Origin of the sequence: Mesorhizobium sp. CA13, from assembly GCF_020165235.1 — a bacterium.
Taxonomy (GTDB): Bacteria; Pseudomonadota; Alphaproteobacteria; order Rhizobiales; family Rhizobiaceae; genus Mesorhizobium.
The window spans coordinates 28,518-54,598 of the sequence record NZ_JAIUHS010000005.1 but is presented as its reverse complement, the minus strand read 5'-3'; the positions used below and the strand labels follow the sequence as shown (position 1 = coordinate 54,598).

The following is a 26,081-nucleotide window of genomic DNA, read 5'->3' as shown; positions in this document are numbered from 1 at the left end:
AATCTTTTATTGTGCAATGCAGCAATGCGCCCTACAGTCGAAGTTGGGGGGCCATCGACGAGGTCGCATGGCTCAGCAGACAAAAATCACATTCGGCGGCGTCGACATATTGCGTTTCCTGGCCGCCGTCATGGTGATGTTCTATCACTATGGCTTCTGGGTATGGGCATTCCCTGACGGCGTTTCGGCGCGCGCGACCGGCGGCATCCCGCCCCATCCCGAAATGGCCTTCGTCGGCTCCGGCTGGGTCGGCGTGCAGATATTCTTCGTCATCAGCGGTTTCGTCATCGCCTTTAGCGCCGAGAATTCGACGCCGCTGCGGTTTTTCGAGGCAAGGGTGAAAAGGCTGGCCCCGGCGGTCTGGATCTGCGCGCCGGTCACCGCGGCGGTGCTGCTGCTCACCGGTCTGAGCTGGCCGACCGATGCCGTGGTCAGGCTCGTCCGCACCGGCCTTTTCGCCCCCTACGGTCCCTGGGTGGACAGCGTTTACTGGACGCTCGGCATCGAGATCGCCTTCTACGCTGTCGTCTGGATCCTGTTGCGGCTCGGCCGCTTTCACCTGATGGAGACGGTGGCGGTTGTGATCGGCCTCGTCAGCACGCTGTTCTGGTGCCTCTATTATCCGCTCGGCTGGTCCGACCTTGCCGAAACGCGCTGGCTGCAGCTCGTCCTGGTGCACCATGGCTCTTTTTTCGCCGTCGGCGTGCTTATCTGGCTGATGCGGTTCAAGGCGGTGACGGCCTCGCGCCTGGCCTTCTGCATGCTGTTCCTGGGCGGGAGCATGCTGCAAATCGCCAGCTCGGTCGACGTCCACAGCGTCAAGGTCGGTGTCGTGATGCCCTATGCGCCGCCGATCCTCGTCTTCCTGGCCGCCATCGCCCTGATGGCGTGGTCGCTGCGGCTCGACCTCAGCTGGAGCGGCTGGCGCCGGATCGGCCTGATGACCTACCCGCTCTATCTGATCCACGACGTCATCGGCGCGGCGATGCTCGGCGCGATGGTCCGCGCGGGATTTCCCTATCTCCTGTCGATGGCAATGGTCGGCGCGACCATGATCGCGGCAAGCTGGCTGGTGGCGACCGAAGCCGAACCGCGCATCCGGCTGCTGCTCGACCACACGGTGTTCCGCTACCGGCTCAAGGCCGCGTAGAAGCGGACTATCGCAATGGCCGCGCCGTCCAGCGGCAGCAACGCGGCTTCATCGAAGTGCATCGCCCGGATCGCTCCATCGATGTCACCACGCTCCCGGCGCTGGACGATCCTGCGCAATACAATATTTCCCCGGATGTCATCGGTTGCTTCGATGAATGCGACGCGGACCAGAGGATCGAAATGCCTAACCCAGTTGTCGTGCCACTCGCGATCGCCGTTTCAGCATGTCGGTTTCGCTCGACTCTTTTGGAACAGGGGGCTATATTAGTCTTGTCTCAATTATTGGGGGAGGGGACAATGAAAGGGAAATTTTTGTTTACTATTTTACCTTTAACCGTTGCTGGATGCGGCACTTACACGCCCAAGGAAGTTGCCGATCCAAAGGCAATCACACTCAATGCTGCGATGATCGACGTCGCTGACAGCCTGAATGACATGCGAGCAAGGACGCGCGGTCGCGACAATTTTGGACTTATTGTCGACCAAGTTACAGTTACCTTCAACGTGAGTTCTCAGGCAACAAATACGGGAAAACTTGCCGTTACTGCCTCGAACATTCCCGTTGCCGCTGGCATTCTCGGCGCTTCAGCTGAGAATACCCTTGTTGCAACTGGTAATCGTGGGAACCAGATCATCATCACACTTAAAAACCTTGCGACGGCTGACACGAGCAAGGCCACGAACAAAAAACTGGTCGACAGGTGTGCTGTAAAACATCCGCCCCTTGATTGCATAAACATCGCCAATCAGCCGAAGAAACCGGGCGTCACGGGTTAGCATGGCGTCTTTGGATCGGACGCGGCTGCTTGAATTCGCCAGCAGTTCGGAAGCCATCTCGTTATAAATTGGATCATTGAAGATGCCAGTCATTGTTTCGCCGGCTTGTTCGCCTTACGAACGGCAATGACCCTTATCTCTCGCATTGCCGCCCTTGCTTTGCTCGCCGTCATTGTCTTCGCGACGCTGTCGCCAATCCAGATGCGGCCTCACCTGGGTGACCCAGATTTCGAACGCGCCCTCGCCTATGTTCTGTTCGGCGTGGCAATGGGTCTCGGCTTTCCAAACCGCCTGGCTGGAACTGTCACTATCGTCGTTGTCGTAGCCGCTACGCTGGAGCTGATGCAACTCCTCGAACCCGGTCGCCATGCGCGCCTTTCAGATGGCTCGCTGAAGGCTTTGGCAGGCATCCTCGGAATAGTTGTCGTCCATCTCAGCCTTTTGGTGGCCAGCCGCTATTGGCCGCGCAGGCTGACGTTGCCTGCCGAATGATGCCGGGTTTAGACTCCCACTGTAGCCCGCCGCGGCCACAAGGCGAGGACCTGCGTCGTCACTCAGGCACGGAAATCGCCACGGTCGATGTCAGACCGTTGTCTTGCTGCGCACTTCGGTCTTGTCGAGATAATAGCTCGAGTACTGGCCGAAGAATTTTTCGGACGCTCCGAACGAGCCGTATTTGGCGAGCTTCTTGAGATCGACCTTGTTCAGCACCGCGCCGACGATCTTGTTGGCGACATAGGGTTCGGATTCAAGCATCGACCTCACCATTGCGCGCGGGGTGCGGCCCCATTCGGTGACCAGCACGAAGCCGTCGACAAGCGGCGCGAAGGCCTTGGCGTCGACCACCGGCCCCAGCGGCGGCAGATCGACGACGATGTATTCAAATGTCTCCTTGGCGTTGTCGATGAAGCGCCGCATGCCGGCCGAGGAGAGAAGCTCACTGGTATGCGAGAAATTGCCGCGCAGCACGGCCGGAATGATCGCCAGCTTCGTCTGCCGGTCGATCTTGCCGACCGACTGCCAGGTCTGGCCGCTCACCACCGCTTCCATCAGTCCCTGCTCGGCCTCCATGCCGAGGCTACGGCTCAAGCCCGGATTGCGCAGGTCGCCGTCGATCAGCAGCGTCCTGGCGCCGTTGGCGGCAAGCAGTCCGGCCAGATTGGCCGCGACAGTCGACTTGCCTTCGCCCGGAAGGACCGAGATGACGCCGATGACGCGGCTGCCCTGCCCTTCCATGACGACGTCGAAGGCGATCTTTGCGCTGCGCAGCGTCTCGGAGAACATCGACGCCGGAGCATCGACGCTGACGCGCATGCGCGCGCGCTTCTCGACGGCTGCCGGCGATTTGGCGGTTTTGAGATCCGGATCGACCTGCTTTTCCTCCCTGGCGGTCTTGCCGCCGATGACAGGCAGGTAACCGAGAAATTTGAGGCCGACGCGGTCGCGGACATCCTCGCCGGTCCTGAAGAAACGTTCGTTGAATTCGTTGAGGCCGCCGAACCCGGCACCCATCAACGTGCCCAGCACAAGCGAGAGTGCCAGCACCACGATCGTGCGCGGGCTGGAGGCGCTGAGCGGCATCGATGCATCCGAGATGATGCGGATCTTGCCGACCGGGAAGGATTGCTGCTGGGCGGCTTCCTCGTAGCGGCCGAGGAATGTCTGGTAGAGCGTGGAGAGCGCCGTCGCCTTCTGGTCGAGTTCACGCAGCTTCACCTGCGACTGGTTGTCGATGGCACTCTTGCCTTGCGCCGCTGCGACATTGGCCCTGAGCGCGGTCTCGCGCGCCAGCGCCACTTCATATTCGTTGCGATAGCTTTCGGTCAGCTGCTTCAGCTCGCCGAATATCTGCGCCGATATGTCGGCCTTCTCCTTGGCGAGCGCCACCGCCTGCGGATGCTGCGGCCCGAAATTGGCCTCGACATCCTGCTGCCGCTTGGCGACGGCGAGATAGCGCGTCTTGAGCGCCGCGATGACCGAGCTGCTCGGCTGGTCGCTCGATATGGCGGCATCCTTGAAGGCGTTCTCCGAACCGCTTTCGACGATGGACTTGTACTGCTGGTAGCGGGCGCTGGCCCGGGCCGTATCGGCCTGCGCCACGATAAGCTGGGCGTTGAGGTCGGCAAGCTGCTTGGCGCTCATCAGCTGGCCGTCGCTGTTGGCGGACAGTCCGTGCTCGGCCCTGAATTTCTCGACCGCGAGCGATGCCGCCTGCGAGCTTTCGCGCAGTTCCGTCAGCCGGCCCTGCAGCCAGACCGCGGCGCGCTCGGTGGCATCGAAGGAGGCGTCGAGCTGGTCGGCGAGATAGGCATCGGCATAGGCCTTGGTGATCGCGGTCGCCAGTGCCGGATCCGTCGCCTGGTAGCCGAGCGCGATGACATAGCTTCGCCCGACGCGCTCCGCCTGCACTTCGTTCTGCAATTTGAGGATCGCGTAGTCACGACGTGAGGTCGCGATCAGCGCATCGCGGGTGGCCGGGTCGAGCTTGGTGACGTCGCCGACGCCCGGCATGGGAGGACTGGGGCGAACATACTGGATCAGGCCGCGGATCAGGCCGATGCCCTGGGCGAGCGCCGACTGGGGCGGGTTCATGAACGCGTCGTTGCGGTCGAGCTTCAGCTTGTCGACGACCACGGCGGCAAGCCGCGTCGAGGTCAGGATTTCGATCTGGCTCAGGATGGCCGAATCGGTCTGCATGGTCGTCGACGCCGCCGAAATGTCGTCGACGATCTTGTTCAGCCCCTCATCGATCAGCACGCTCGAGACCGACTGGTATTTGGGCGGCGTGGTCTGCAGATAGAGCAGGCCCATGACAAGCCCAATGACCGCGCCCAGGACAACCACCTTGGCCTGCCGCGCAGCCATGCCAAGCAGCCGCTCGACATCGATGAAGTCTTCGCCGTCTCCTGCTTCCGAATTCGGCAATGGCATCCTCTTGTCGAGAGGAAAGTTGGCATAGTTCATCTTCGGTCCAATTCCAGAGCCCGTCCATCCCAATCATCGGGATGGGCTCTATCTCACTGTTTGAACATGATCTTTTCCGAAAACCGCCTTGCGCTTTCCGGGATCATGCCTTGGCTCCCAGGCACTTCGAAGATCGGGAGCATTGCCGAAAAGCAACGCAAGTTCCATGCCGGACGCCACAGGGCCTTCCGGGCATCGAACCGTCAGCCGTCCGACAATGCTCCCGAAACATGGGCATTATGCGGCTTCTTCCTGTCGTTCATGCGACCGGACGAACTCCTGAAGCATCTCGAAAACCGGACCTTTCATGTCATCGCGTGCCAAGGCGAAGGCGATATTGGCCTGGATGAAGCCCTCCTTCGAGCCGCAGTCGAACATGCGGCCCTTGAAGGGCTGGGCAAAGAACGACTGCTCCTGCGCCAGGCGCACCATGGCGTCGGTCAGCTGGATCTCGTTGCCGGCGCCGCGCTGCTGGTTGCCGAGCAGGGCGAAGATCTCAGGCTGCAGGATATAGCGGCCGTTGATGTAGAAGTTCGACGGCGCAGTGGCCGGCGCCGGTTTTTCGACCATCGCCGTCACCTCGAAACCGCCGCCAATGTCGGCGCCGCGGCCAACAATGCCGTATTTGTTGGTCTCGGTCGGGTCACAGCGCTCGACCGCAATGACGTTGCCGCCGGTTTCGGCATAGAGGTCGGTGACCTCGGCCAGACAGCCGCGGCCGCCGAACGAGACCATATCAGGCAAAAGCAGGGCGAAGGGCTCGTTGCCGATGACCTCGCGCGCGCACCAGACAGCGTGGCCAAGGCCTTGCGGGGATTGCTGGCGGATGAAGCTGGTGGCGCCGGCCACCGGCAGCAGGCTTTCCAGCGACTGCAATTGCGCCTTCTTGCCACTCTGCTCCAGCGTTCCGATCAATTCCGGATGCAGGTCGAAATAATCCTCGATGACCGCCTTGTTGCGGCCGGTCACGAACACGATGTGCTCGATGCCGGCCTCGAAGGCCTCATCGACGGCGTATTGCACGACCGGCCGGTCGACGACGGGAAGCATTTCCTTCGGCATCGACTTGGTCGCCGGCAGGAACCGCGTTCCAAGCCCCGCCACCGGTATTACGGCCTTCCTGATTTTCTTCATCGCAAATTCCTTCTGAGGAGATCGATTTCAGTCCATTCGCAGGCCAGGAAAAATCCCTCCCTGTGCCTGCATCTTCACCTCCCCGCCCCCACGGCAAATTGTGCCGCTACTCGTCGCAACCGCACGGCGATCGGCATGCCCATATGCCTGACCGCCGCCGGGTCGCTGAGCGCCGTCCGGATCGCCTTGAGCGGGGACCGCGCCTTGATGTGCTGGACCATCGACAGGAAGGAGGCCGCCTTGCGCAGGCTGCGGCTGCGCCGGGCGAAGGCCGCCTGCGCGGCCGCGTCCATCTGATGGCTTTGAGCGAAAATTGCATCGGCCTTGCGCATCGCCTCGACGTGATGAGGCTCGAGCACGCGCGAAATGGAGCCGCTGCGGATGTGATAGGCATAGCCGATGTCAGGCTCGACCACGCACCTGCCGCCCATGGCCAGGGCGTTGGCCAGGAATATGTAGTCCTCGCCGATGATCAGGTCCTCGTCGTAGCGAAGTCGGTTTTCTTCCAGGAAGCGGCGCTCGAAGATCGGCTTGAGATAGCCGAGATTGAACTTCGATTCGAAGACGACGTTGCCGGCGATATAGCTGGCCAGCGAGATCTCGCCCAATTCCTCCAGATAGCGCGTCGGGAACATCGCATCCTCGATCACGCCGTCTTCGCGGACGACCTGGAGGTTGTCGACGGCGATTTGCGCGCCCGCCCTTTCAGCCCGCGCGATCATGGTGGCGATGCGGCCGGGATAGACCGCGTCGTCGGAATCGAGGACCGCGACCCAGCGGCCTCGGGCAGCCTCGAGACCGGCATTCCTGGCGCCGCCGGGGCCCTTGTTCTGCGCAAGCGCCACGACGCGCACGATGTCCTGCGGATAGGCCCTTGCCACGTCGAGCGTCGCGTCGCGCGACTTGTCGTCGACGACGACGACCTCGACGCTGACACCCTTTTGCGCGATGGCGCTGGCGATCGCCCGGTCGAGGGTCGCCTCGGCGTTGTAGGCTGCAATGACGAAGGAAACGTCCGGGACGAAGCTGACGTCAGGCTGCACGCTTGCCTCCTTCCTGTGGCGAGGGCTGGCCGTAGAGGCGGATCTCGCGGATGCCGACAAGGCCGCTGACGACGCCGACATGCATAATGCCGCGCAGCACGCTGCGGTTCCGCCGCACGGGGCTTCCAAGGAAGGGAAACGCCGCGGCGAAGCAATAGGCTGCCTTTGCTGCGGCAATGCCAACCTGTTTGACCAGGCGAATGCCGCTCGCATTGCGCCCCAGGAGATGGCCATGCGTCTGCCCGACGCGGAAGCGGCGGCGGCCAAGCCAGTCGAAGGCGGCCCTGGTCCTCGGCACGACCTCGTCCACCCAAGCCTCCGGAGAAAAGGCGATTCGGCCGCCTGTCTTGTGCATCTGGTCGAAGAACTCGGTGTCCTCGCCGCCGGTCTGGCCACGTGCCAGGCTGAAGCGGCGCCCGCGCAGGCTGTCCGAACCCATGTCGAGCAGCACGTTGCAGGTGTAGCCGGTGCGGATTTCGCCACGCACCCAGACCGGCAAGGTCGAATGGAAGTCGCCACGCCGCATCCAGTCCGGCGCATCGGCGCCGTAGCGCGCCTTGACCGGGCCCAGCACGGCGGCGGCGCCACTTGCCTGGGCCGTTGCGACGAGCTCGGCAAGCCAGCGCGGCGAAGCCGTCTCGTCGTCGTCGATGAAGGCGACGAAATCCGACGTGCTGGCGTCAAGGCAGGCGTTGCGGGCGATCGAGATGTTGCGCGCAGGGCAGTGGTGATAGCTGATCGGCAGCGAAAGTTCGCGCGCCAGCGCCGTCACCAGATCCCTGGCGCTCGGCGTGTCGTCATTATCGGCGACGATGACACGGACATCGAAACCGGCCGGCCTGTCCATGGCATCGAGCGAGCGCAGCGTGTCGGCCAGTTCCGGCCGGCGGAACGTGCACACGCCGATATCGATGCGGCGGTTCTTGCCTGGAATCGCCATCACGCGACCCCGCGTCGTGCACCGAGGCCGAGAAGCTGTAGCCAGAAACCGACGGACCAGCCGAAATGCATGACCATCGCCGAGACGCCGGCAAGCGCGATGTCGGCATTGCGTTGGCTTACCGCCGTCCACAGGCCGTAGCCGAGGCACACCGACGCCCAGATCAAAAGCGGCACCGCCGCCAGCCAGTGCACGAAGGAAAAGGCCGCGAGCATCACCACCGGCAATACCAGCAGCGGCACCATCTGCCGGACCTTCGGGATGACGCGGTGCTTCAGGACATTCTTGGCGCGACCGCGGCCGTAGCCGAGATACTGGAAGTAGAGGCCGCTGAGCGACGCGCGCGGATAGTAGACCATCTGCGTCCTGCCACTCATCCAGATCCTGTAGCCGGCCTGCCTCAGCCGGTAATCGAGCTCGGCGTCCTCATTATGGCTGAACGTCTCATCATAGCCACCGACGGCCTGGAAGGCAGAAATCCGCATCAGCGCATGATGGCCGTGATCGACCCATTCTCCGGCGGACAGATGCCGGTGCTTGGAGCCGCCGGTGCCGAGCTTTGAGTTCTGCGCGGCCGCGGCCGCCTTCTGCACGGTGCCGCTGCCGCTGGTCAGCATGGAAACCACGACCGAATCGGCGCCCGTGGCCAGCGCTTCCTCGACCAGCCGGTCGCAATAGTCGGCGGGGTAGCCGCCATGGGCATCGATGCGGATCAGATATTCGGCACCATCGCCGAATCTGGCGACGGCAAGATTGATCGCCGCGCTCTGGATGCGCTTTTCATTGTGGAGCAGGACGATGCGGGGATCCTCTTTCGCGCGCTCGCCGACAATGGCCGGGGTACCATCGGTGCTGCCGCCATCGGCAACGACGATCCTGGCGCCGAGCCTCGCCGCCGCGGGGCCGAGCTGGTCGAGCAGCACACCGATATGGGCTGCCTCGTTGAGGCAGGGAATCACGATCAGGCTGGAGGGGAGCGCTTGCATCATCGGGCGATCTCCATCCTAGGCCAAAGCCTCGGCCGCGAAGGGTTCGCGTATTGCGGCCAGGCTGCGGAGCTTCTCGACCAGGGCCCGGCAATCGCTGCGATCATAGCTCCATATCCTGGGGTTGCGCGACAGAACGCGCTCCTTCAACGTGCTGAAGCGGCGCTCCTCCATCTTGCCGATGGCGGCTTCGAGCGCGTCGGGTGAGGCTTCGGGCAACAGAATGCCGATGCCCTGCCGGCCGAGGAACCGCCCGGTTTCCGTGTTGGCCATCGAGATCGGCACCGCGCCGAAACGGCAGCCCTCATAGAGCCGGTTGGGCAGCAGCCAATCGGAATTCTGGCCCGCCTCGAAGAAATCGATTGCCCAGGAGAAATGCACGTCCCGGTAGATCGCCGCCATGTCCTCCGGGTTGCGGTAGGGTCCGCGAAACGAAAGCCAGGGCTCCGCCTCGACGAAGGCGTGGAAATCCGGGAATTCGGTCAAAGCCGGGCGGCCGCGCAGCACGATCTCGAACCGGCCGTTGGCGCGGCGCGAGAAATCGGCCAGGAGTTCGAGCGAGCGGCGGCAGCGCAATGCCCCGAACCAGCCGATGCGCCAGGGTGGTGCGACAGGCGCCTCGGCCATCTCATGCTCGGCCGGCAGGATCGCTGCTGCCTCGAAATATTTGTTTTCGACCAGTTCGACCGGCGCCGTCACCTGGCCGAACGGCTCGAAATAATTGGCGGTGAACGCGGGCGAGCTGGTCACCAGAAGCTTTACGTCCCTGGCAAGGTAACGTTCCGTGGCACGCAACGCCCTGCCGACCGCATCGCTGCGAAGCATCAGGCGATGGATGTCGAGGCATTCATAGACGATCGGCACCGCGGCGCCGAATGCCGTGTTGGCGCGGCGGGCGAGCGCCAGCATCTCCAGGTTGCGCGCGATGATGAGATCGGGCCTCGGCATGCCGCGGAGGCTGGTGCCGATCGAAACCGCCGCCTTGGCGACTGCCGCCAGACGCTGGGCGAATCGCCCGTCACGCGTCGCGCCGAGATCCAGCGGCCGCAATCCCTCGACGTCGGCAATGGGATTTGCCGTGCGGCGGAAGCCTGCGAGCGTGACCTGGGCGCCACCTGCCCTGAGCATTGTTATCCGCCGGCGCACTGCCGGGTCGGAAACGTCATGCACAAGGTACAAGACATTCAGCATGAAAACTCGACCGCTGTTGGCCCACCCATGGGGAACCTAGTACAGGTCTTGCTGCATCGCAACATTTTTGGTGCAGCGTAGCAAAATCCACGTTTTTTGTTGCACTGCAAAATAAATGCCGTAATTTGGCCGCGGCGGCGGTTGCATGGTTCCTGGGCGGAACCTGCACAAGAATCAGGAATCCTGAATTTGGAAGCCAATCCATTCGATCCGCCAGAAGGCTCGCTGCGCAAATCGGTCGGGCGTGGCGCGGTCGTGACGGCCTTGTCGCAGTCCGTGCGGGTCGCCACGCAGATCATTTCCGTCATCGTTTTGTCGCGTCTCCTGTTGCCGCAGGATTTCGGCGTCGTGGCGATGTGCGCGCCGGTGCTGGCCTTCATCGCGCTGTTCCAGGATTTCGGCCTCACCCAGGCGACCATCCAGAAATCGGGCATACGGCACGACGAGGTGAACTACCTGTTCTGGATCAATGTCGCCGTCAGCGCGATCCTGGCCTGCGTGCTTGCCGGCGCGGCACCGCTGGTCGCCGCCTTCTACGGCGAGCCACGTGTGGCTGGCCTGGTGGCGGCGCTGGGCCTGCAGATCATGGCCTACGGCCTCGGTGCGCAGCATCTGGCGCTCCTGACCCGCCGCATGCAGTTCGGCCGCCTGGCCATCATCGATGTCGCGGGCGCCGTGGCTGGTCTTGCCGTGTCGATCGCCTGGACCTTCATCGACCGCTCGTACTGGGCACTTTTCGCCGGCACGTTGACCGGAGCCGTGCTGCCGACGCTGTGCTACTGGGCCAGTTCGCGCTGGCGGCCCAGCCTGCCGCGCAAGGTCGCCGGAATCAGCGAGCTGATCAATTTCGGTGCCGGCATAACCGGCTTCAACTTCGCCAACTTCTTCGCCCGCAATCTCGACAACGTGCTGATCGGAAAATACTGGGGCGAGGCGCAGCTCGGCCTCTATGACCGTGCCTACAAGCTGCTCCTGTTCCCGCTGAGCCAGATCACGAACCCGCTGTCGAAGGTGATGGTGCCGGCTCTTTCCAGGCTGAAGGACGAGCCCGACCGCTACCGCAGCGCCTATCTTCGCGTCATGCCGCTGATCCTGCTGGTGGCGCTTCCCGGCGTCGCTTTCGCCACCGCCATGTCGGACATACTCATTCCGTTCGTGCTCGGCGAGCAGTGGCGCGCGAGCGCCGGCATTTTCCTGGCGCTGGGCTTCGCCGGGCTGCTGCAGCCGCTCAACAATCCGGCCGGATGGCTGTTCGTCAGCCAGGGCCGCTCCGGCGACTTCATGCGCTGGGGCATCATCACGGCGGTGACGTCGGTGCTCGCTTTCGTGCTGGGCCTGCCTTATGGCGCGCTCGGCGTGGCGATCGCCTATGCCGTCAGCGAATATCTGCGCACGCCTTTCCTGTGGCTTTATGTCGGCAGGAGCGGGCCGCTGCGGGCAAGCCACGTGCTTCGCGCGGCGACGCCGTTCGTGCTCGGCGCGCATGTGGCGCTGGCGGCGGTCTGGTTGGTGAAGCCGCTGCTGCCGCAGCAGCATGTCGTCGCCTTGGCCAGCGGCGCCATCCTTGCCTATCTCATCACCATCGTCATCGCGCTGGTCTTCGCAGCCGGCCGTGAAGCCTTGCGCGAGGCCTTGAAAATGCTGCCGGCAAGGCCGCCGGCGGCAGCCCCGCGCGAGGCGCAATAATTTCGGCGCTTTCGACCCTTACCGTTCACCCGAGCATCAGGCCTGATCCATGCATTACCGATCGATCTCAGACATGAACGACGCGATCGTCAGCAACCTTCACCGGTTGCCGCGCGACATCGACCTGGTGGTCGGCGTCCCCAGAAGCGGCGTGCTGGCGGCGACGCTGGTCAGCCTCGCAGCGAACATACCGATGACCGACCTGGACTCCTTCCTCGAGGGTCGCGTCTACACATCGGGCATCACCAAGCGCCGTGCGGTGCTCGACCGCAAGGTCGCGGAAATGCGCAAGGTGCTGGTGATCGACGACAGCGTCTCCGGCGGCAACGCCATGCGCGACGCCCGCGCCCGCATAGAAGGTGCCGGCATCGAGGCCGACTACACCTTTGCCGCCGTGTTCGGGCTTGAGCCGCAGCATGCCGAGACCGATGTCGTCTTCGAGGTCGTGCCGCATCCGCGCATGTTCCAGTGGAACTTCATGCATCACAAATTCCTTGCGCAATGCTGCGTCGACATAGACGGGGTGCTGTGCCTCGATCCGACCGAGGCCGAAAACGACGACGGTCCGGCCTACGAGAAATTCCTCAGCGAAGCGCGGCCGCTCCATACCGCGACCCGCAAGATCGGCTGGCTGGTGACCAGCCGGCTGGAGAAATACCGCGCGCTGACCGAGGCATGGCTGGCCAAGCACGAGATCAAGTACGATCATCTGGTCATGCTCGACCTGCCGAGCAAGGCGGAGCGCCAGCGGCTTGGCGCGCATGGCAGTTTCAAGGCCGAATTCTACCGCAAATCCGATGCCATCCTGTTCATCGAGAGCGAGCACGAGCAGGCGCTGAGGATCACCGAGCTGTCGGGCAAACCGGTGCTGTGCGTCGAAACGCACATGGTCAGCTTTCCCAACGCGCTGTCGCTCCCGGCGCTCGGCCAGGCGGCGCGCAACCTGCCGGCCAGGTTGCGACAGGCCAAGTCACAGGAAGGCCGCAAGGGCGCTGCCAAGGCCCTTGCCCGGGCCCTGCTCGGCGCCCGCGGCTACGAGACGCTGAAAAGCCGGGTCAAGCGCCTGGCCTGATCCGCCAAGGCTGCGAATCCAGATTAACGGGTTCCTTCGGAGTGTTCGCCGGCGCGTCGGTCGAGAGGTATCAAACGAAAAACCCGCCTGTGCGGCGGGTTTCCGGCGCAACTCAGCACCATGACTGAAAATCTACCATAGCTGCCTTCACCCTGTCAAGAAAAAATTCCTATCACGAGACTGCCGGGGTCGGCACCAGCCTGAGCCTTGGCTACGCCGCCTGTCGCGAACGCTGCTGTGTGGCCTTGTCCAGTATGGAAAAGAAGGTGAGGAATTGGCGGTCCGGATCGAGCTCCGGACGCTCGGAGAAGCTGCGCGCCGTGGCCGAGAGCCGGTCATATTCCCGACGGTCGTTCCACAGCAGCCTGACGGCCGCGATCCAGTCGGCGAGCGGCGCATCGTAATCCAGCACCACGCCGCCCGGGCCGATCGCTTCGGGCAGGCCGCCGCGCCGCGAGCCGATGACGGGAATGCCGCTGCAATGGGCTTCCGAGGCCACACGGCCCCAGGCCTCTTCCCATTTGCTGGGCGCAAGCAGGATCCTGGTGCGGCCATAGACGGTCTTCATATCGCCGGTGCGGTTCTCCAGCCTGATGTTGGAGAACGGGGCGATGGTTTGCTCGATGCGGGCGCGATGATCGTCGGCAAGCTTCCAGCTCTCCACGAACAGGAACGGAATCTCGGGGCAGGCGCCGGCGATGCGCACGGCGAGCTCGAAGCCTTTCTCCTCGTAAGGATTGATCAAGGTGACGAACTGGCCCGTGGTCGGCGTGCTGTAGAGGGCGGCATTGATGGTCGGCGGCAGCACCGCCGCATCGATGCCGAATTTCTGTTTGTAGGCGCGCGCGGTGAATTGCGAATTGGCGATGTAGAGCGCCGAATGCAGCTCGCGCAGATCGCCGCCCAACTCATGGAACTCGACGTTCCTGAGATAGACGACCAGCGGCACGCCTTCGGCCTGCAGCGCCTTGCCCACGGGAACCGACTTGTGGCACTGGACGACGGCCACGTCCGGCCTCAATCTGCGGACGGCAAACTCGGCCGCCTTCCAGGGAAACCAGGCCCGCACCACCGGGTAGCCGGGAAAACTGTCGATGACCGCCGGCTGACGCAGCAGCTTCATCTTGGCGCGCGCCTTGAAGCCGAAGACGCCGTCGCCGAACAGGGCGGCCAGTACGGCCGCCTCATGGCCGTGCTCGATCAACTGCTCGGCCAGATGATGGGTGCTCGACTGGACGCCGCCGCTGAATTCGGGCGTGTATCCGTTGCCGCCTGCAAAAAGAACTTTCATGGTTCTGGCTCCTGGTTCTTTCGCGTTTCGTTCAATGTGGCCCGAGAGCTTGCTCCGGCACCGCTTCAGGCATTCTGTTGCTCGAGATTGGCGAACGGATTGGTGCATGGCTGCCATCCGGTGAACCGGATCGGATCGCCCGGCGAACTGCGCCAGGCGTAGTCGGTCAGCATGTGGAATTCGGCGATCAGCCAGCGGTCGAAATGCAGGAGATCCTGCTTCTTCTGCTCCGGCAGCAAGGCGCGGGCCTTGCCCAGCCTTGTCTCCTCGAGCAAGGTGACGGCGTCGCTGAGTTTCTCGCTTGGGAATATCCACGGGTTCCTGTCGCGGAACGCCAGGACGAACTGCTGCAAATGCTCGATGCGCATGTTGAGCTTGCCGAGATATCTCTCGAGCGTGACGCGCACCAGATCCTCATCCGAAAACGAGGACACGGCCGCGTAGGCAATGCCCGTCGATACCACCCCGCCCGCCAGGACGGCCAGTGCGGAGCGTCGCGAGATCTCTATCATCCGGTTTGCTCCTTCACGCCATCCGGCTCGCCGCCCGCAGGGACAGCGCTGCCGCGGTCAGGCTCGGATTGGCGCACGAACAGCTCGGATAGGTGCTGGTGCCGACCACGACCAGGTTCCTGAGCTGGTGATGAATCATGCCGCTGTCGACGACCGAATCGGCCGGGCCCGTTCCCATCCGGAGCGTACCCTGGACATGCGATTCGGTTGGCCGGATGCCGCGATCGAAAAGCTGTTCGACCGGCAGCGGGGCAAGCAGCCCGGGCAGTTTCTCCAGCGCCCGCGCCATGCCCTTGACCGCGTAGTCCGACGGCGCCTTGAAGCTGACGAAGGCATTGTCGTCCTCGTCGAGCGTGACGAAATTCTCATGGTCGAGCAGGTTCTCGGTCACCACGACAAGCGGCAGCGCCTGGCGCAACCGCCCCTTCTCGGCGCGCATGCCGTGTTGCCAGCGGTTCTCGAAATAGACCAGCGCCGCGGCGTGCTCGGACCGGTGCGGACCGTCATAGAGGCCGAAATTCAAGCCGGTGGTGATGGTGCTGCCGTCGAAATTGTCGACACCGTCGAGATAGACCTCGAAATTCCAGCCATAGGATTCATGCAGGCCGCGGCCGACGAATTCGCCTCCCAGGCCGGAGCGCAGCATGATCGCCGCGCTCTGGATGGCATTGGCGCCGAGAACGAAGAGGTCGCCGCTGACCTGATATTCCTTGCCGGCGTGGACGAAGGTGACCGAGCGGACCGCCCCGCCGGCATGGTCGAGCCGGCGCACTTCCGAACCGAGGCAGACCGACACGTCGGGATGCTCGAAGACATGCATCAGGCCGTTATTGGCCGTGAATTTGGCGTCGACCGGGCAGAGCCAGCATCTGAGGTTGGCGCAGCACGAGGTGCGCTGCGCGGTCGGCACCCGGGCGCGCGCCGTCGGCATGACGAAATGCTGGCCGGGCTGCGCCGCCTTCATCATCCGGTCGGGCGTCGACATGCGGTGCGGCGGCTGCGGAAACGGCCTCGAGCGCGGCAGCAGCGCCGCCATGTCGGGATCGCCCGAGATCGACATGATGTCTTCGGCGTCGCAATAGAACGGCTCGACGTCGTCATAGCTGATCGGCCAGTCATTGCCGATGCCGTAAGTGCTTTTCAGCCTGAAGTCGTTGGGATGGAATCTCGGTGTCTGTGCGAACCAGCAGTTGGTGCCGCCGCCCAGCCCGATCGTGTAGTTCCACGGCTTGTCGGAATTGGTCTTGTAGGTCGATTCGTCCTCGATGTCGGTGTTGACGTTCTGCTTGAGCTGCCATTCATGCGTGTTGTGCCGGCCCCATTCCAGGAGCAGGACGCGCGCCTTACGCCGCTTCGTGAATTCGTGCAGGAAGAAGGCCGAACCGAAACCGGAACCGATCGCGACAACGTCAAAGTGGTCCCTGGTGATCTGCTCCGGCTTTACGTCCAGCACCATCAGCCGCAACTCCTTTCCGGGTCTTGTGCGTTCGTCATCGCAAGCAAACCGGCCGGTCGCGGCGATCCCACATTGGATTGCCCAAACCCGGTCTCATGCCGCCATCCTGCCGATCGAGTGATATTCGATGCCATGGCGGGCGATGACCTTGGGATCATAGAGGTTGCGGCCGTCAAAGATGATCGGCGTGGTCAGCGCGTCCTTCAGCGCGTCGAAGGACGGCGCGCGAAAACTCTTCCACTCGGTGGCGATCAGCAGCGCATCGGCGCCACGCAGCGCCGCTTCCTTGGTGCCGCACAGAAGCAAATCGTCGCGCAGCCCGTAGATGGCCTGGCATTCCTGCATCGCCTCGGGATCATAGGCCTGCACGGTCGCGCCGGCGTTCCAGAGCGCCTCCATCAGCACACGCGCAGGCGCCTCGCGCATGTCGTCCGTGTTGGGTTTGAAAGCCAAGCCCCAGAGCGCGAAGGTCTTGCCCTTGAGGTTGCCCTTGAAATAGCGGTTCACCTTGTCGAACAGCACGGATTTCTGCTCGTTGTTGCGCTCCTCGACGGCGCGCAGCAGCTTGGCGTCGAACTTGACGCCTTCGGCGGTCTTGATCAGGGCGCGCACGTCCTTGGGAAAGCAGGAGCCGCCATAGCCGAGGCCCGGATAGATGAAGTGGTAGCCGATGCGCGGATCGCTGCCGATGCCCTTGCGCACCTCTTCGATGTCGGCGCCGAGCTGTTCGGCCAGGTTCGCCATTTCGTTCATGAAGCTGATCTTGGTGGCGAGCATGCAATTGGCCGCGTATTTGGTGAATTCGGCGCTGCGCACGTCCATCACGATCATCTTCTCGTGGTTGCGGTTGAAGGGCGCGTAGAGCTCGCGCATCACCGCCTCTGTGCCCTCGCTCGATGTGCCGACGATGATCCGGTCCGGCTTCATGCAATCGGCGACGGCGGACCCTTCCTTGAGGAATTCCGGATTGGAAGCGACGTCGAAGGTCAGGTCCTCGCGGCCTCTTTTCTTCAGCGTTTCGGCGATCCTGGCCTTGATCTTCTCGCAGGTGCCGACCGGCACGGTCGACTTGCCGACGACGATCTTGGGCGCATCCATTTCCCGGCCGATCGTCTCGGCGACCGCCAGCACATATTTGAGATCGGCCGAGCCATCCTCGCCGGGAGGCGTGCCGACCGCGATCATCTGGATCTCGCCATGCTTGACGGCGGCCGCCGCGTCGGTGGTGAACTTGATGCGGCCGGCGGCGTGGTTCTCCCTGACGATGCTTTCGAGGCCCGGCTCGAAAATCGGGACGAGACCCTGGTTGAGCCGCTCGACCTTGTCTGCGTCGACGTCGACGCAGACGACCTGGTGGCCGACTTCGGCAAGCACCGCGGCCTGCACGAGACCGACATAGCCGATACCAAACACCGTCAGATTCATTCTGTTTCGTTCCTGTCCAGGGCAGCGGACCGTGGTCGGCCCAACCGTTTCAAATCGACTTTTCCAATAGGTTCTACTTTACGCTGCATGCCAGCGATTCCGGAAACTGGCAGGGGTCGCCCTGCGCGGTGAAGGCGACGCGCTCGATCTGCAGCGAGAGCTTGCGGCCGGGATCGGCGAATGCGCCCAACCATCCGGTCATCGTATCGCTGCCCCAGAGGCTGAAGAAGATCTTCTGCGCATGGCTGGGCAGCTTTGCCGGATCGGTGATGGTGTTCACCAGCTGGCCGTTGACGTACCAGCGCAAACTGTCCTTCTGCCAGACGAAGGCGTAGTCGTTGAAGGCCTTTTCCGTGCCGCCCGGCACGTCGACCAGCTTCTCGTTCTTGCCCTTGCCGGCGATGTAGGCATTGACCTGAACCTTGGACGTGTCCTTGGTCAGGATCTCGAAGTCGATCTCGTCCCAGGGCTGCTTGTCCGACGGGCCGATATAGGAAAAGAAAGCCGCGTTGAGGCCGGGACCGGTATCGGTCTTCATGCGCGCCTCGTAGGTGCCGTAACCGAACCGCTGCTTGGTCTGGATTTCGCCGCAAGCGTAGTCGCGGTCCTTCGTCTTCTGCTTCTCGAAACCGAGCGACAGCACGCCGTCCGCTAGGCTGACCTGCCCCTTCGCCCAGGTGCAATTCTGATGGCCGCCATTCGTCCAGCCATCGGAAACATACCAGCGCTGGCGGTTGAAGCTGGTGAAATCATCGACGAATGAGGGCGCCGACTTCAGATCCTGCGACCATGATGGCGCCGCCCCGGCGAACAAGCCAGCGAGAGCGACCAGCGCGACCAGGGCAGTTCTGCGTCCGGTGGAACCGCCCGGGCGGGCTTGCCTGGCCTGGCGCGTTGACGACATGCCGCGGACTGCGACGGTGGACGTGGTTCTCGGATCCGCATTCATACGAAACTCAACCTTTGTGCTGTGCATCCCCAACCCAAAGTAGACATTCGAGCGATTGCCAAACGGCGCTTTCCTTCTGTCGTCAGCCCCTCCCCAAGCTGCCTTCCCGCCTCGCGCCAAATCCACCCTTCAGCCTTCACCCTCTGCCGGCGCCCGCCGGTTTGGCGAGCCTCTGGCTGGCCGTCATATCGGACGACCCGTCCTCATCGAAAACCATATCCAGCGAATGACGAAGCTCACGGACCATGCCGTTCTGGCGTGACAACGCCGCGATGCGGCGCTCGCAATTCAGGATCGACGTCGTCAATTCATCGACCTCGGCGGAACGGCGCGCAGACGCCGAGCCGTTCTCCATGGCCTCGACCAGAAAGGCGGCGTTCGTGGCGGTCGCCTTGTAACGATTCTCCAGCCCGTTTCGCTCCGCCTCGATCTCCGCCGCGATCTGCTCGAACAGCTTCGCCAGGCGATCGAGACGCGAAATGTCGGTCTGCCGATCGCGGGCCGGATTCCTTGATCTGAAGCCGAATATCGAGGCCATGCGTTCAAAGTCCTGTGGTGGTCCGACCGTCGGCCGGGCCCCTTACCGGTTCAATATCGGGCAGTCCGATCGGAGGCCAGCTCGTTGGCCATCCTAATTGCTGCACCGCAACATAGACTGCCATTCCCGGGCCGCGTAGGCAACCACCCAATTCGTAAACTCATAAATCCGCCCGAAATGGTTTGCGCGACGCGCTGACAAGAGCGCGGCCGGACGACCGCATTCAAGGCTCTTTGCCCGTGCTGGTGCCGGCCATGAGAAAACGCGTTGGCGGCACATGCTGATGCCTGGAGCCAAGCCCGACGCGGCGAAACAGCGCCTCGAGCTTGTCGGACGCCACGCCCTGGACGATGGGAACCAGGTTGGATTGGCTTGCGAAGGCATAGGCCGCGGCCGACGCCAGGCCCCGCTCGGCCTTCACGTCGAGGAAATTGCGCAGCCGGTATTTGTCGCGCACGTGGCGCTCGTGGCGGCGCAGCACCGCTTTGGAGCCCTCAGGCAGGCTGTCGATCGCCAGCAGCGCCAGGTCGGCGTCGGCAAGACGCTTCAGGTCCTGCGTCTTGTGGCGGCCGCTCAGCGAATCGGCCCGCACGATGGCGCCGTAACCGCAGGAGCGGATGACCTTGAAACGCGCGCCCTTGGCGACAGCGCGCGCGTAGAGCTCGTAATCCTCGCCCAGACGCAAGCTCTCGTCATAGCGCAGGCCGTGCCTGTCGAGAAAAGCGCGGCTGATCACCGGCTTGAGGAAACCGAGTTCGCCTCTGCGCACGTTGCGTCTGGAGATGTTGCCTTCGACGAAACGCTCGAGGTCGAGGAATTCCGGCTCGGCCGCGAACTGCGGTGCGACGATCTTTGTGACGTCGCTCAAGGCGTCGTCCCTGATGAGCATGATGTTGTCGGCCGCAAAATCCCAGTCCGCGCCGGCAAACAGGTTGTGAAGCCTGCCCGCGAGAAAGAAGTCGTCGGCGTCAAGAATGGCGATGAACGGCGATTGCGAGGCCGCGATGGCGGCGTTGCGGGCGAAGGAGGGGCCGCGATTGACGTCGAGGCGCATCACCGCAAGCCGGCCGCTGCCGTCATCGGCGGCGCGGGCGGCTTGGGCCGTGTCATCGGTGGAGGCGTCATCGACGACGACGACTTCCGCCACTTCCGGTTCGCGCAGCGCGGACGCGATGGCCACCGCGATTGTTCGCGCCGCGTTTCGGGCAGCGATGATCACGCAGACCTTTGATTCCATCATCGACATGAATTTGCCTCTTGCACAGGTTCCGTTCTGCCCTCGCCCTGTACGTGTTCGATGTCCGACGGGCTTCCCGTCACGGGCTGCCCTGCCGTTCGAAGATGCGGCGGCTGATGTCGGCCGATGCCGCCCAGCCGGCCTCCGCCAGATAGCGGACCGGCGCACGACCGCACAACTCCCACAACACGGTGCGCCGCTGCGGCCATCGCAGGGATGACAGCCATGGCGCGATGACCATGTTGAGCAGATCCTCATTGCCGATGCGCGACAGCATCCGCGCGGCGCGCTGCGACAGGAGCGTGCCGGCGCCGCCAAGAAGCACGTCGGCGGCGCGTAGGCCAAGCAGCAGCGTGTCGTCCAGCCCCTGCGCCGCGGCGGCATCGAGCAGGCGCTGCTGCTCGGCTTCGTTCAGGCGGTCGGCGCTGGCACGTACGTCGCAGACGTAGCCGGCGCAGGGTTCTCGGTTGAAAAGCGCCTTGGCGACGCTGATGCAGGACAACAGCAGAGTGTCGGCCGCCGATGTGAACGGCACCTCGACGCCGGTGATCTCGACCTGCCGTTTGCGCCGCAGGAAGCCATCCGCGTCGCGCGGGCTGGGCGAGCCGGGTTGCTGGAGCCGATAATGCAGATCGACAGTGGATTGCGTCGGCCCGTCGCCGCGGATCATGTGCTGTTCGCCGAGGAAACGGACCCACCAGACGGAGCGCGACTTGCCGGCGATCTCGTATCCGATCGAGCGGAGCGCCTCGCGCGCCCTGAAAAACCCGGCCGGCGCCACCAATATGTCGACATCGCCCGAAGGCTTCATGAAATGATCGTCGTAAAGCAGATGCTGCTGGAAGGGACCTTTCAGGAAAACGAAATCGATCTGCCTGTCGCGCAGCGCCGTCTGGATCGCCATCGAATCCATGATGCAGGACGCGTTCATCGAAACGGTCTTCCGGCGGTAGGCGTCGAGCCATTGGGAGAGCTGGGCCGGCGGCCCGTTCGCGGGTGCGCGCGACAGCACCTTGAGGATAAAGATCGAGACCTTGTTCAACCTGGCTATGTCGGTGACATTGGCTACGGCGAGGCCGGAGGCATCGCCGGGCGCGGCGCCGGATCGCGTTGCGAAAAACAGCCGCAGACAGGCCTGCACATAGGCGATCTCGCCGGCGCAATCGGCGGCGCGCAGTCGCTCATATGAACGTTCGGTCAGGGCCATCGGGCCTACGGTTCTCCAGAAGCGATCGGCGTGACGCCTATTCTGCAGGTGCGAAGCAAAGCATCGCCAAAAACCTTGGCGCCGTCCAGTTTTTCCTTTTGCAGCGCAAAAATCCAGCCACGACGTTTATCGAAACCGGCTCGGGCGAACGGTGCGGAGAACCACTGGACCACAAGGGACGAGTGGCGTTTTCGGCGTTCCGTAGCAAACCTTATCGGGAGACCCGGTGCTGCGGCATTATTGTCGCCATGCCTTGAAGTGACAGGGCTTAAAAAGTTTATATTTGCAAATCAATTTCTTATGCTGACCTAGTGCATTAGGCCCATATGCAGGGATGTGAAGGCGATGAAGGCCGAAGCTTGAGATCGTTACTCACGACTGTGTCTGCGCGCGCAGGCCATAATTGATTAATGCGCGGTAAATCAGGCTTGACTCATAAATGCTGCCATGCAGCTATTGCATCGCAGCATGAAAGTGCCGCCGGCAATCGACAGGCCGTTTCCAGTCCTTGATGGAGTGTAAAATGGAACAGAATGTTGAAAAGCAGGAGTACGAAACGCCCAGCCTGACGGTTCATGGTTCGATTGAAACCATCACTCAGGGTGGTGGCGGCAATACGGCGCTCGACGCAGCATTTCCTGCGCACACGCCGATTGGCGACCTGACGTTCTCCTGAGCCTGTCCTGATTCTAGAGGGACACGTTGGGCCTCTGGAATCCAAGAACCATAAAGGGAGTCGGGGTGCAAATCCCGGCTTCTCTTCATTGCCTGACCCGGCTTTTCTTCATCGCCAGAATTGTCGGCACGCATTGCGGACAGTGTGTAGCAAACGAGGTTTTCGGATGAACTGGAACCCATCTGACCACGATCGTGTGAGTGCGACCAAGGAAGCGGTCGCCTGCGAATTCGGCAATGGCCTGGCGCTTCTCAACCTGAAATCCAACATCTACTACAGCCTCAACGGGGTAGGCACGTTCATCTGGGAGCTGATCCAGGAGCCGAAACCAATTGTTGAAATCCGCCGGGCCGTGCTCGCGCGCTATGATGTCGACACCGAGCGCTGCAAGGCCGATGTCGACGCACTGTTGAAAGGTCTGGCCGATAGCGGACTTGCGAGGCTGCATCATGAGGAACCTGTCTAGGCAGGTTCCGCAAAAGCGGGTCACGGTTTTGCGGCAAGAACCTGCGACGGAGAAAAGTCCCGGCCAGACCAAGCACCGGCGGCGTCGGCTTCGAGCTCTCTCCCTGAGCGGCCCGGAAATGCTGTTCCTCTGCCACTGCCTGCTGGTGGTCGCGGCCGTTCGGCTGGGGCTGACCCTGTTCTCCTACAACCGCCTCCGCGGCATCGTCACCCGGCTGGAGGCACGTGAATGCGCCAGCACGGGCGAGCTGCGCCGTGTCGCCTGGGGCGTTGCCGCCGCAGCCCGCCTGGTACCGCGCGCAAGCTGTCTCACCCAGGCGCTCGCCGGCCAGTACATTCTCGCCCGCCAGGGCAATGCCTCGAAGATCCGCATCGGCATCGAGCGCGACACCGGCCAGCAGCTGAAGGCGCATGCATGGCTGATCAGCGGCAACCATGTCATCCTTGGCGGCTCGATAGACAAGTTCGTCCCCCTCGTCGACTATGGTCAATGACCGATGAGCGGCGTGGCCGGAATCCTGCACGGGCACGAGGCGCCGGGGACCGCCGCCGATATCCAGCGCATGCTGGCCCGCATGCGTCATCGCGCCCGCGACGGCAGTTCATGGTGGACCGACAAGGCTGTCGCGCTCGGCCATGCCTGGCTCAACACGACCAATGAAGCCGGCCCCGGCCCGCTGACGATGGCGGGCGGTAAACTGGCCGTCACCGCGGATTGCCGCCTGGACAATCGCGACGAGCTGATGGCACGGCTCGGCGTCCCCGACGCATCGGTTGCCGACGCCGTGCTCCTGATGCGGGCCTATCTGCGCTGGGGCGAAGCCTGTCCCGTGCACCTGCAAGGCGATTTCGCCTTCGCCATCTGGGATGCCGAGCGGCAGGTGCTGTTTTGCGCGCGCGATCATTTCGGTGTCAAACCGTTCTATTATCACGCGGACGGGCAGCGCTTTTTCTTTGCCTCCGAGATCGGCCCGATCCTTGGCGTCACCGCCGGCGCCCGCCTCAGCGAACATCAGATCTCGGGTTTCCTGGCCGGGCTGCCAGACGATCCGCAAGCGACGCCTTACACAGATATTTTCCGCCTGCCGGCGCGCCACAGCCTCACTGTGACGGGGCAGCGCGTGACGCTGCAGCGATACTGGCAGATCGAGCCGTCGTCGCGGCCCATGCGGTCGGACGCCGCCGAGGAATTCGCCCACCTCTTCTCGCAGTCCGTGCGCAACCGCATGCGCGGAAGCGCGGCGGTCGGGGCCATGCTGAGCGGCGGTCTGGACTCCTCCTCGATCGCCTGCGTGGCGGGCCGGCAAAACCTGTCCGAGGGAAAGCCGAGGCTGCCCACCTTTTCGCTGGTTTTCGAACGCGGCTCGGCGATGGACGAAAGCCCCTTCATCGACGCGGTGCTGGAACAGGAGCGCGTCGACGGCACGCTGATCCCGGTCGGCAACTACGCGCCGTTCGCGGAATTCGAACGGGTGCTGGAAGAGCAGGAAGGAACGTTCCTGGCGCCGGGCCTTACGCTCACCCGGACCGTCTACAGGACAGCAGGCGCCAAAGGCGTCAAGGTGCTTCTCGACGGCCATGGCGGGGACGAGGTCGTGTCGCAGGGCCACGGCCATCTGCACGAGCTTGCCAATGCAGGCAAGTGGCTGGAGCTGTGGCGCGAGATCCGCAGCGCCTCCAACACCTATGGCGACGGCATGCTCGGCATGTACTTCCAGTTCCTGACCATCTACGGACCCGCCTGGCGCGTGGCCAGGCTCAGGCACACCGCGAACCGGCTCCTGCACAGGCTGCGAAAGCCGGCCCAGGCTTCGCAAGGCGGAAGCTGGCGCGACCTGATCAATGCCGATCTTGCCGGCCGCACCGAGCTTATCGAGCGGGTTCACCGAGCCGGCTACAAGCCGCCCGACGTAAGCGCCAGCGAGGCGCTGACCCACCGCTGGATTCTTTCCAACGGCTATGTGCCGCATGCTTTCGAAGTCCTCGACAAGGCGGCCGCCAATTTCGGCGTCGAACCTCGTTATCCCTTCTGGGACAAGCCGCTGGTCGAGTTCTGCCTGGCGTTGCCGGGCAAGGAGAAGCTCAGCCGCGGTTTTGGCCGCTACGTGCTGCGCCGCGCCATGCAAGACGTGCTGCCGGCGGCAGTCCAGTGGCGGCGTGACAAGATCGATTTCACCGGCAATCTCGTCAACGGCATGCTGCGAAACCACCGTGACCTTCTGGAACAGGTGCTCGGCCCGGACGCCGGCCGCATCGAGCCCTACATAAACCTGCCGGCCGTGAAGGCTGCCTATGCCCGGCTGCTCAGCCGGCCCGACCGGCCGGCGCCGCTCGATGTCCAGTATGTCTGGCGCTCGGCGTCGCTGTCGCTGTGGCTGCGGCAGGTGCAGCGTGCCGGGAGTGCCGCATGACGCCGTTGAACGAGCCGCTGGCCCTCCGCCCGCACGCGCAAGGCTGGCCGCGCGGACAGCGCCGTTTTTATCGGGCCTACGGCCTGACCATCGCGTCCGAGGTGGCCTTGCCAGAGCTGGAGCCGGCCGAACCGGCGGCGGCGGATATGCTGATCACCGTCGGCGCGATCGATATGCCGAAGCCTTCGCCAGAGGCCGCGACCATTTTCCGCTTCGAACCGGATCGGCAATATCTGGCGTGGCACGCCGTCGGCGCGTTCCTGATCAGCGACGCCTGCCGCATCGAGGTCGAGCCCGCGCCCGGCATCGACGACGCGCTGATCGCGTTCCCGCTGCTGGGACCGGTGATGGCCCTCATCCTGCACCAGCGCGGCCTGCTCGTGCTGCATGCCAGCGCCGTCGCGATTGCCGGCAAAAGCGCCATCTTCATGGGCGACAAGGGCGCCGGCAAATCGACGACGGCAAGCGCCATGATCCGTGCCGGGCACGAACTGCTTACCGATGACGTCGTGGCGCTCGATCTCAGCCATCCGGACGAGCCGATGATCGTGCCGGGTTTTCCCCAGATCAAGCTGGCGGCCGACGCGGCTGCCGCGATTTCGCTTGAAAGGGCACAAGTGCGGCCGCAAGTGCATCCGGCTATCAACAAGGCCCAGCACCGCTTGCACGGGCCGTTTTCGCGCGACAGGGTTCCGGCGACCCGCATCTATATTCTCGAGCGCGGCCAAAAGGCTGATATCTCACCTATGCCCGGCATCGCCGCTTTGCCGGCCGTGATCAGATTTTCATACGTCACGCGCTTCGGCCGAGCCGCCCTGGTCGGCGATTTCGCGGCGGCGCATCTCGGGCACTGCGCACGGCTCGCCGATCGCGTCGGCGTGTGCAGGCTCGAAGTGCCGACGGGCCTCGACAGGATCGGCGAGGTCGTGAGCCTCGTCGAGCATGATCTGATGGCCGGAAAGGGGTAGC

Annotated in this window: 25 protein-coding genes; 10 read left to right on the top strand and 15 right to left on the bottom strand. The window is 63.5% G+C overall.

Annotation, left to right across the window (positions count from 1 at the left end; translation table 11 throughout):
• The first annotated feature begins 67 nt into the window (after positions 1-67).
• Positions 68-1,150 (top strand): acyltransferase family protein, encoded by a 1,083-nt coding sequence (locus tag LB566_RS13860; protein WP_224624798.1) that lies wholly within the window; start codon positions 68-70, stop codon positions 1,148-1,150.
• On the opposite strand, the gene LB566_RS13855 is transcribed toward LB566_RS13860, so the two are convergent.
• A complete protein-coding gene (locus LB566_RS13855) occupies positions 1,129-1,269 on the bottom strand; it encodes a hypothetical protein (RefSeq protein ID WP_224624797.1) in 141 nt (46 codons plus the stop codon). The two genes, LB566_RS13860 and LB566_RS13855, sit on opposite strands and share 22 nt — an antisense overlap.
• Positions 1,270-1,449: 180 nt before the next feature.
• On the opposite strand from LB566_RS13855, the gene LB566_RS13850 reads away from it, so the two are divergent.
• Complete coding sequence (locus tag LB566_RS13850) at positions 1,450-1,929, top strand: hypothetical protein (RefSeq protein WP_224624796.1); 480 nt, start codon at positions 1,450-1,452, stop codon at positions 1,927-1,929.
• Positions 1,930-2,055: 126 nt separating this feature from the next.
• Positions 2,056-2,421: a VanZ family protein gene (locus LB566_RS13845; RefSeq protein ID WP_224624795.1), complete on the top strand. Its 366-nt coding sequence runs from the start codon at positions 2,056-2,058 to the stop codon at positions 2,419-2,421.
• A 90-nt stretch (positions 2,422-2,511) separates the two neighbouring features.
• Here LB566_RS13845 and LB566_RS13840 read toward each other — a convergent pair whose 3' ends face one another.
• From LB566_RS13840 to LB566_RS13815, 6 genes are all read right to left on the bottom strand, one after another.
• Positions 2,512-4,893, bottom strand: coding sequence for a polysaccharide biosynthesis tyrosine autokinase (locus tag LB566_RS13840; RefSeq protein WP_140550265.1), 2,382 nt, complete (start codon positions 4,891-4,893; stop codon positions 2,512-2,514).
• Positions 4,894-5,130: 237 nt separating this feature from the next.
• Positions 5,131-6,027, bottom strand: a complete 897-nt coding sequence (locus tag LB566_RS13835; RefSeq protein ID WP_224624794.1) for a UTP--glucose-1-phosphate uridylyltransferase — start codon at positions 6,025-6,027, stop codon at positions 5,131-5,133.
• Positions 6,028-6,101: 74 nt separating this feature from the next.
• Positions 6,102-7,070 (bottom strand): glycosyltransferase family 2 protein, encoded by a 969-nt coding sequence (locus LB566_RS13830; RefSeq protein ID WP_224624793.1) that lies wholly within the window; start codon positions 7,068-7,070, stop codon positions 6,102-6,104.
• Complete coding sequence (locus LB566_RS13825; RefSeq protein WP_224624792.1) at positions 7,060-8,010, bottom strand: glycosyltransferase; 951 nt, start codon at positions 8,008-8,010, stop codon at positions 7,060-7,062. The genes LB566_RS13830 and LB566_RS13825 overlap by 11 nt, the downstream gene beginning before the upstream one ends.
• Positions 8,010-8,999 carry a glycosyltransferase family 2 protein gene (locus LB566_RS13820; RefSeq protein WP_224624791.1) on the bottom strand — a complete coding sequence of 330 codons (990 nt, stop codon included), beginning with the start codon at positions 8,997-8,999 and terminating at the stop codon, positions 8,010-8,012. The genes LB566_RS13825 and LB566_RS13820 overlap by 1 nt, the downstream gene beginning before the upstream one ends.
• Before the next feature lie 15 nt (positions 9,000-9,014).
• Complete coding sequence (locus LB566_RS13815; protein ID WP_224624790.1) at positions 9,015-10,187, bottom strand: glycosyltransferase; 1,173 nt, start codon at positions 10,185-10,187, stop codon at positions 9,015-9,017.
• 189 nt (positions 10,188-10,376) lie between these two features.
• Between LB566_RS13815 and LB566_RS13810 the strand changes: the two genes are divergently transcribed.
• Both LB566_RS13810 and LB566_RS13805 read left to right on the top strand, forming a co-directional pair.
• Entirely contained in the window at positions 10,377-11,873 is a 1,497-nt protein-coding gene (locus LB566_RS13810; protein WP_224624789.1) for a lipopolysaccharide biosynthesis protein, read from the top strand.
• A 49-nt stretch (positions 11,874-11,922) separates the two neighbouring features.
• Positions 11,923-12,945, top strand: a complete 1,023-nt coding sequence (locus LB566_RS13805; protein ID WP_318012844.1) for a phosphoribosyltransferase family protein — start codon at positions 11,923-11,925, stop codon at positions 12,943-12,945.
• 211 nt (positions 12,946-13,156) lie between these two features.
• On the opposite strand, the gene LB566_RS13800 is transcribed toward LB566_RS13805, so the two are convergent.
• The 8 genes from LB566_RS13800 to LB566_RS13765 form a co-directional block, all read right to left on the bottom strand.
• Positions 13,157-14,236: a glycosyltransferase gene (locus LB566_RS13800; protein ID WP_224624787.1), complete on the bottom strand. Its 1,080-nt coding sequence runs from the start codon at positions 14,234-14,236 to the stop codon at positions 13,157-13,159.
• A gap of 65 nt (positions 14,237-14,301) precedes the next feature.
• A complete protein-coding gene (locus LB566_RS13795) occupies positions 14,302-14,748 on the bottom strand; it encodes a hypothetical protein (RefSeq protein ID WP_140550274.1) in 447 nt (148 codons plus the stop codon).
• Positions 14,749-14,761: 13 nt separating this feature from the next.
• Positions 14,762-16,204, bottom strand: a complete 1,443-nt coding sequence (locus LB566_RS13790) for a GMC oxidoreductase (protein WP_224624786.1) — start codon at positions 16,202-16,204, stop codon at positions 14,762-14,764.
• A gap of 93 nt (positions 16,205-16,297) precedes the next feature.
• Entirely contained in the window at positions 16,298-17,629 is a 1,332-nt protein-coding gene (locus LB566_RS13785) for a UDP-glucose dehydrogenase family protein (RefSeq protein WP_224624785.1), read from the bottom strand.
• A 73-nt stretch (positions 17,630-17,702) separates the two neighbouring features.
• On the bottom strand, positions 17,703-18,578 hold the full coding sequence (locus tag LB566_RS13780) for a family 16 glycosylhydrolase (RefSeq protein WP_318012740.1): 876 nt from the start codon (positions 18,576-18,578) through the stop codon (positions 17,703-17,705).
• Between the two features lie 136 nt (positions 18,579-18,714).
• Entirely contained in the window at positions 18,715-19,116 is a 402-nt protein-coding gene (locus LB566_RS13775) for a hypothetical protein (RefSeq protein WP_140497183.1), read from the bottom strand.
• Between the two features lie 223 nt (positions 19,117-19,339).
• Positions 19,340-20,362, bottom strand: a complete 1,023-nt coding sequence (locus LB566_RS13770; RefSeq protein ID WP_224624784.1) for a glycosyltransferase family 2 protein — start codon at positions 20,360-20,362, stop codon at positions 19,340-19,342.
• 70 nt (positions 20,363-20,432) lie between these two features.
• A complete protein-coding gene (locus LB566_RS13765; RefSeq protein WP_224624783.1) occupies positions 20,433-21,560 on the bottom strand; it encodes a nucleotidyltransferase family protein in 1,128 nt (375 codons plus the stop codon).
• 523 nt (positions 21,561-22,083) lie between these two features.
• Here LB566_RS13765 and LB566_RS13760 point away from each other — a divergent pair.
• From LB566_RS13760 to LB566_RS13740, 5 genes are all read left to right on the top strand, one after another.
• Positions 22,084-22,236 (top strand): lasso peptide, encoded by a 153-nt coding sequence (locus LB566_RS13760; RefSeq protein ID WP_140497189.1) that lies wholly within the window; start codon positions 22,084-22,086, stop codon positions 22,234-22,236.
• 166 nt (positions 22,237-22,402) lie between these two features.
• Positions 22,403-22,702 (top strand): PqqD family protein, encoded by a 300-nt coding sequence (locus LB566_RS13755; RefSeq protein WP_224624782.1) that lies wholly within the window; start codon positions 22,403-22,405, stop codon positions 22,700-22,702.
• Between the two features lie 118 nt (positions 22,703-22,820).
• Complete coding sequence (locus LB566_RS13750) at positions 22,821-23,195, top strand: lasso peptide biosynthesis B2 protein (RefSeq protein ID WP_224624781.1); 375 nt, start codon at positions 22,821-22,823, stop codon at positions 23,193-23,195.
• Between the two features lie 3 nt (positions 23,196-23,198).
• The gene (locus LB566_RS13745; protein WP_224624780.1) at positions 23,199-25,112 is read left to right on the top strand and encodes a lasso peptide isopeptide bond-forming cyclase; all 1,914 of its coding nucleotides are present in this window, start codon (positions 23,199-23,201) and stop codon (positions 25,110-25,112) included.
• Positions 25,109-26,080, top strand: a complete 972-nt coding sequence (locus LB566_RS13740; RefSeq protein ID WP_224624779.1) for a serine kinase — start codon at positions 25,109-25,111, stop codon at positions 26,078-26,080. Before LB566_RS13745 ends, LB566_RS13740 begins: the two co-directional genes overlap by 4 nt.
• Position 26,081: the final 1 nt, after the last annotated feature.

Bases quoted from the DNA above. Each gene is read 5' to 3' on its own strand.
- LB566_RS13745 (WP_224624780.1), top strand. From the start codon at position 23,199: ATGAGCGGCGTGGCCGGAATCCTGCACGGGCACGAGGCGCCGGGGACC.
- LB566_RS13840 (WP_140550265.1), bottom strand. From the start codon at position 4,893: ATGAACTATGCCAACTTTCCTCTCGACAAGAGGATGCCATTGCCGAAT.
- LB566_RS13845 (WP_224624795.1), top strand. From the start codon at position 2,056: ATGACCCTTATCTCTCGCATTGCCGCCCTTGCTTTGCTCGCCGTCATT.
- LB566_RS13860 (WP_224624798.1), top strand. From the start codon at position 68: ATGGCTCAGCAGACAAAAATCACATTCGGCGGCGTCGACATATTGCGT.
- LB566_RS13765 (WP_224624783.1), bottom strand. From the start codon at position 21,560: ATGGCCCTGACCGAACGTTCATATGAGCGACTGCGCGCCGCCGATTGC.
- LB566_RS13785 (WP_224624785.1), bottom strand. From the start codon at position 17,629: ATGAATCTGACGGTGTTTGGTATCGGCTATGTCGGTCTCGTGCAGGCC.
- LB566_RS13740 (WP_224624779.1), top strand. From the start codon at position 25,109: ATGACGCCGTTGAACGAGCCGCTGGCCCTCCGCCCGCACGCGCAAGGC.
- LB566_RS13805 (WP_318012844.1), top strand. From the start codon at position 11,923: ATGCATTACCGATCGATCTCAGACATGAACGACGCGATCGTCAGCAAC.
- LB566_RS13780 (WP_318012740.1), bottom strand. From the start codon at position 18,578: ATGAATGCGGATCCGAGAACCACGTCCACCGTCGCAGTCCGCGGCATG.
- LB566_RS13775 (WP_140497183.1), bottom strand. From the start codon at position 19,116: ATGGCCTCGATATTCGGCTTCAGATCAAGGAATCCGGCCCGCGATCGG.
- LB566_RS13825 (WP_224624792.1), bottom strand. From the start codon at position 8,010: ATGGCGATTCCAGGCAAGAACCGCCGCATCGATATCGGCGTGTGCACG.
- LB566_RS13795 (WP_140550274.1), bottom strand. From the start codon at position 14,748: ATGATAGAGATCTCGCGACGCTCCGCACTGGCCGTCCTGGCGGGCGGG.
- LB566_RS13815 (WP_224624790.1), bottom strand. From the start codon at position 10,187: ATGCTGAATGTCTTGTACCTTGTGCATGACGTTTCCGACCCGGCAGTG.
- LB566_RS13760 (WP_140497189.1), top strand. From the start codon at position 22,084: ATGGAACAGAATGTTGAAAAGCAGGAGTACGAAACGCCCAGCCTGACG.
- LB566_RS13750 (WP_224624781.1), top strand. From the start codon at position 22,821: ATGCTGTTCCTCTGCCACTGCCTGCTGGTGGTCGCGGCCGTTCGGCTG.
- LB566_RS13770 (WP_224624784.1), bottom strand. From the start codon at position 20,362: ATGTCGATGATGGAATCAAAGGTCTGCGTGATCATCGCTGCCCGAAAC.
- LB566_RS13820 (WP_224624791.1), bottom strand. From the start codon at position 8,999: ATGATGCAAGCGCTCCCCTCCAGCCTGATCGTGATTCCCTGCCTCAAC.
- LB566_RS13790 (WP_224624786.1), bottom strand. From the start codon at position 16,204: ATGGTGCTGGACGTAAAGCCGGAGCAGATCACCAGGGACCACTTTGAC.
- LB566_RS13850 (WP_224624796.1), top strand. From the start codon at position 1,450: ATGAAAGGGAAATTTTTGTTTACTATTTTACCTTTAACCGTTGCTGGA.
- LB566_RS13755 (WP_224624782.1), top strand. From the start codon at position 22,403: ATGAACTGGAACCCATCTGACCACGATCGTGTGAGTGCGACCAAGGAA.
- LB566_RS13835 (WP_224624794.1), bottom strand. From the start codon at position 6,027: ATGAAGAAAATCAGGAAGGCCGTAATACCGGTGGCGGGGCTTGGAACG.
- LB566_RS13800 (WP_224624787.1), bottom strand. From the start codon at position 14,236: ATGAAAGTTCTTTTTGCAGGCGGCAACGGATACACGCCCGAATTCAGC.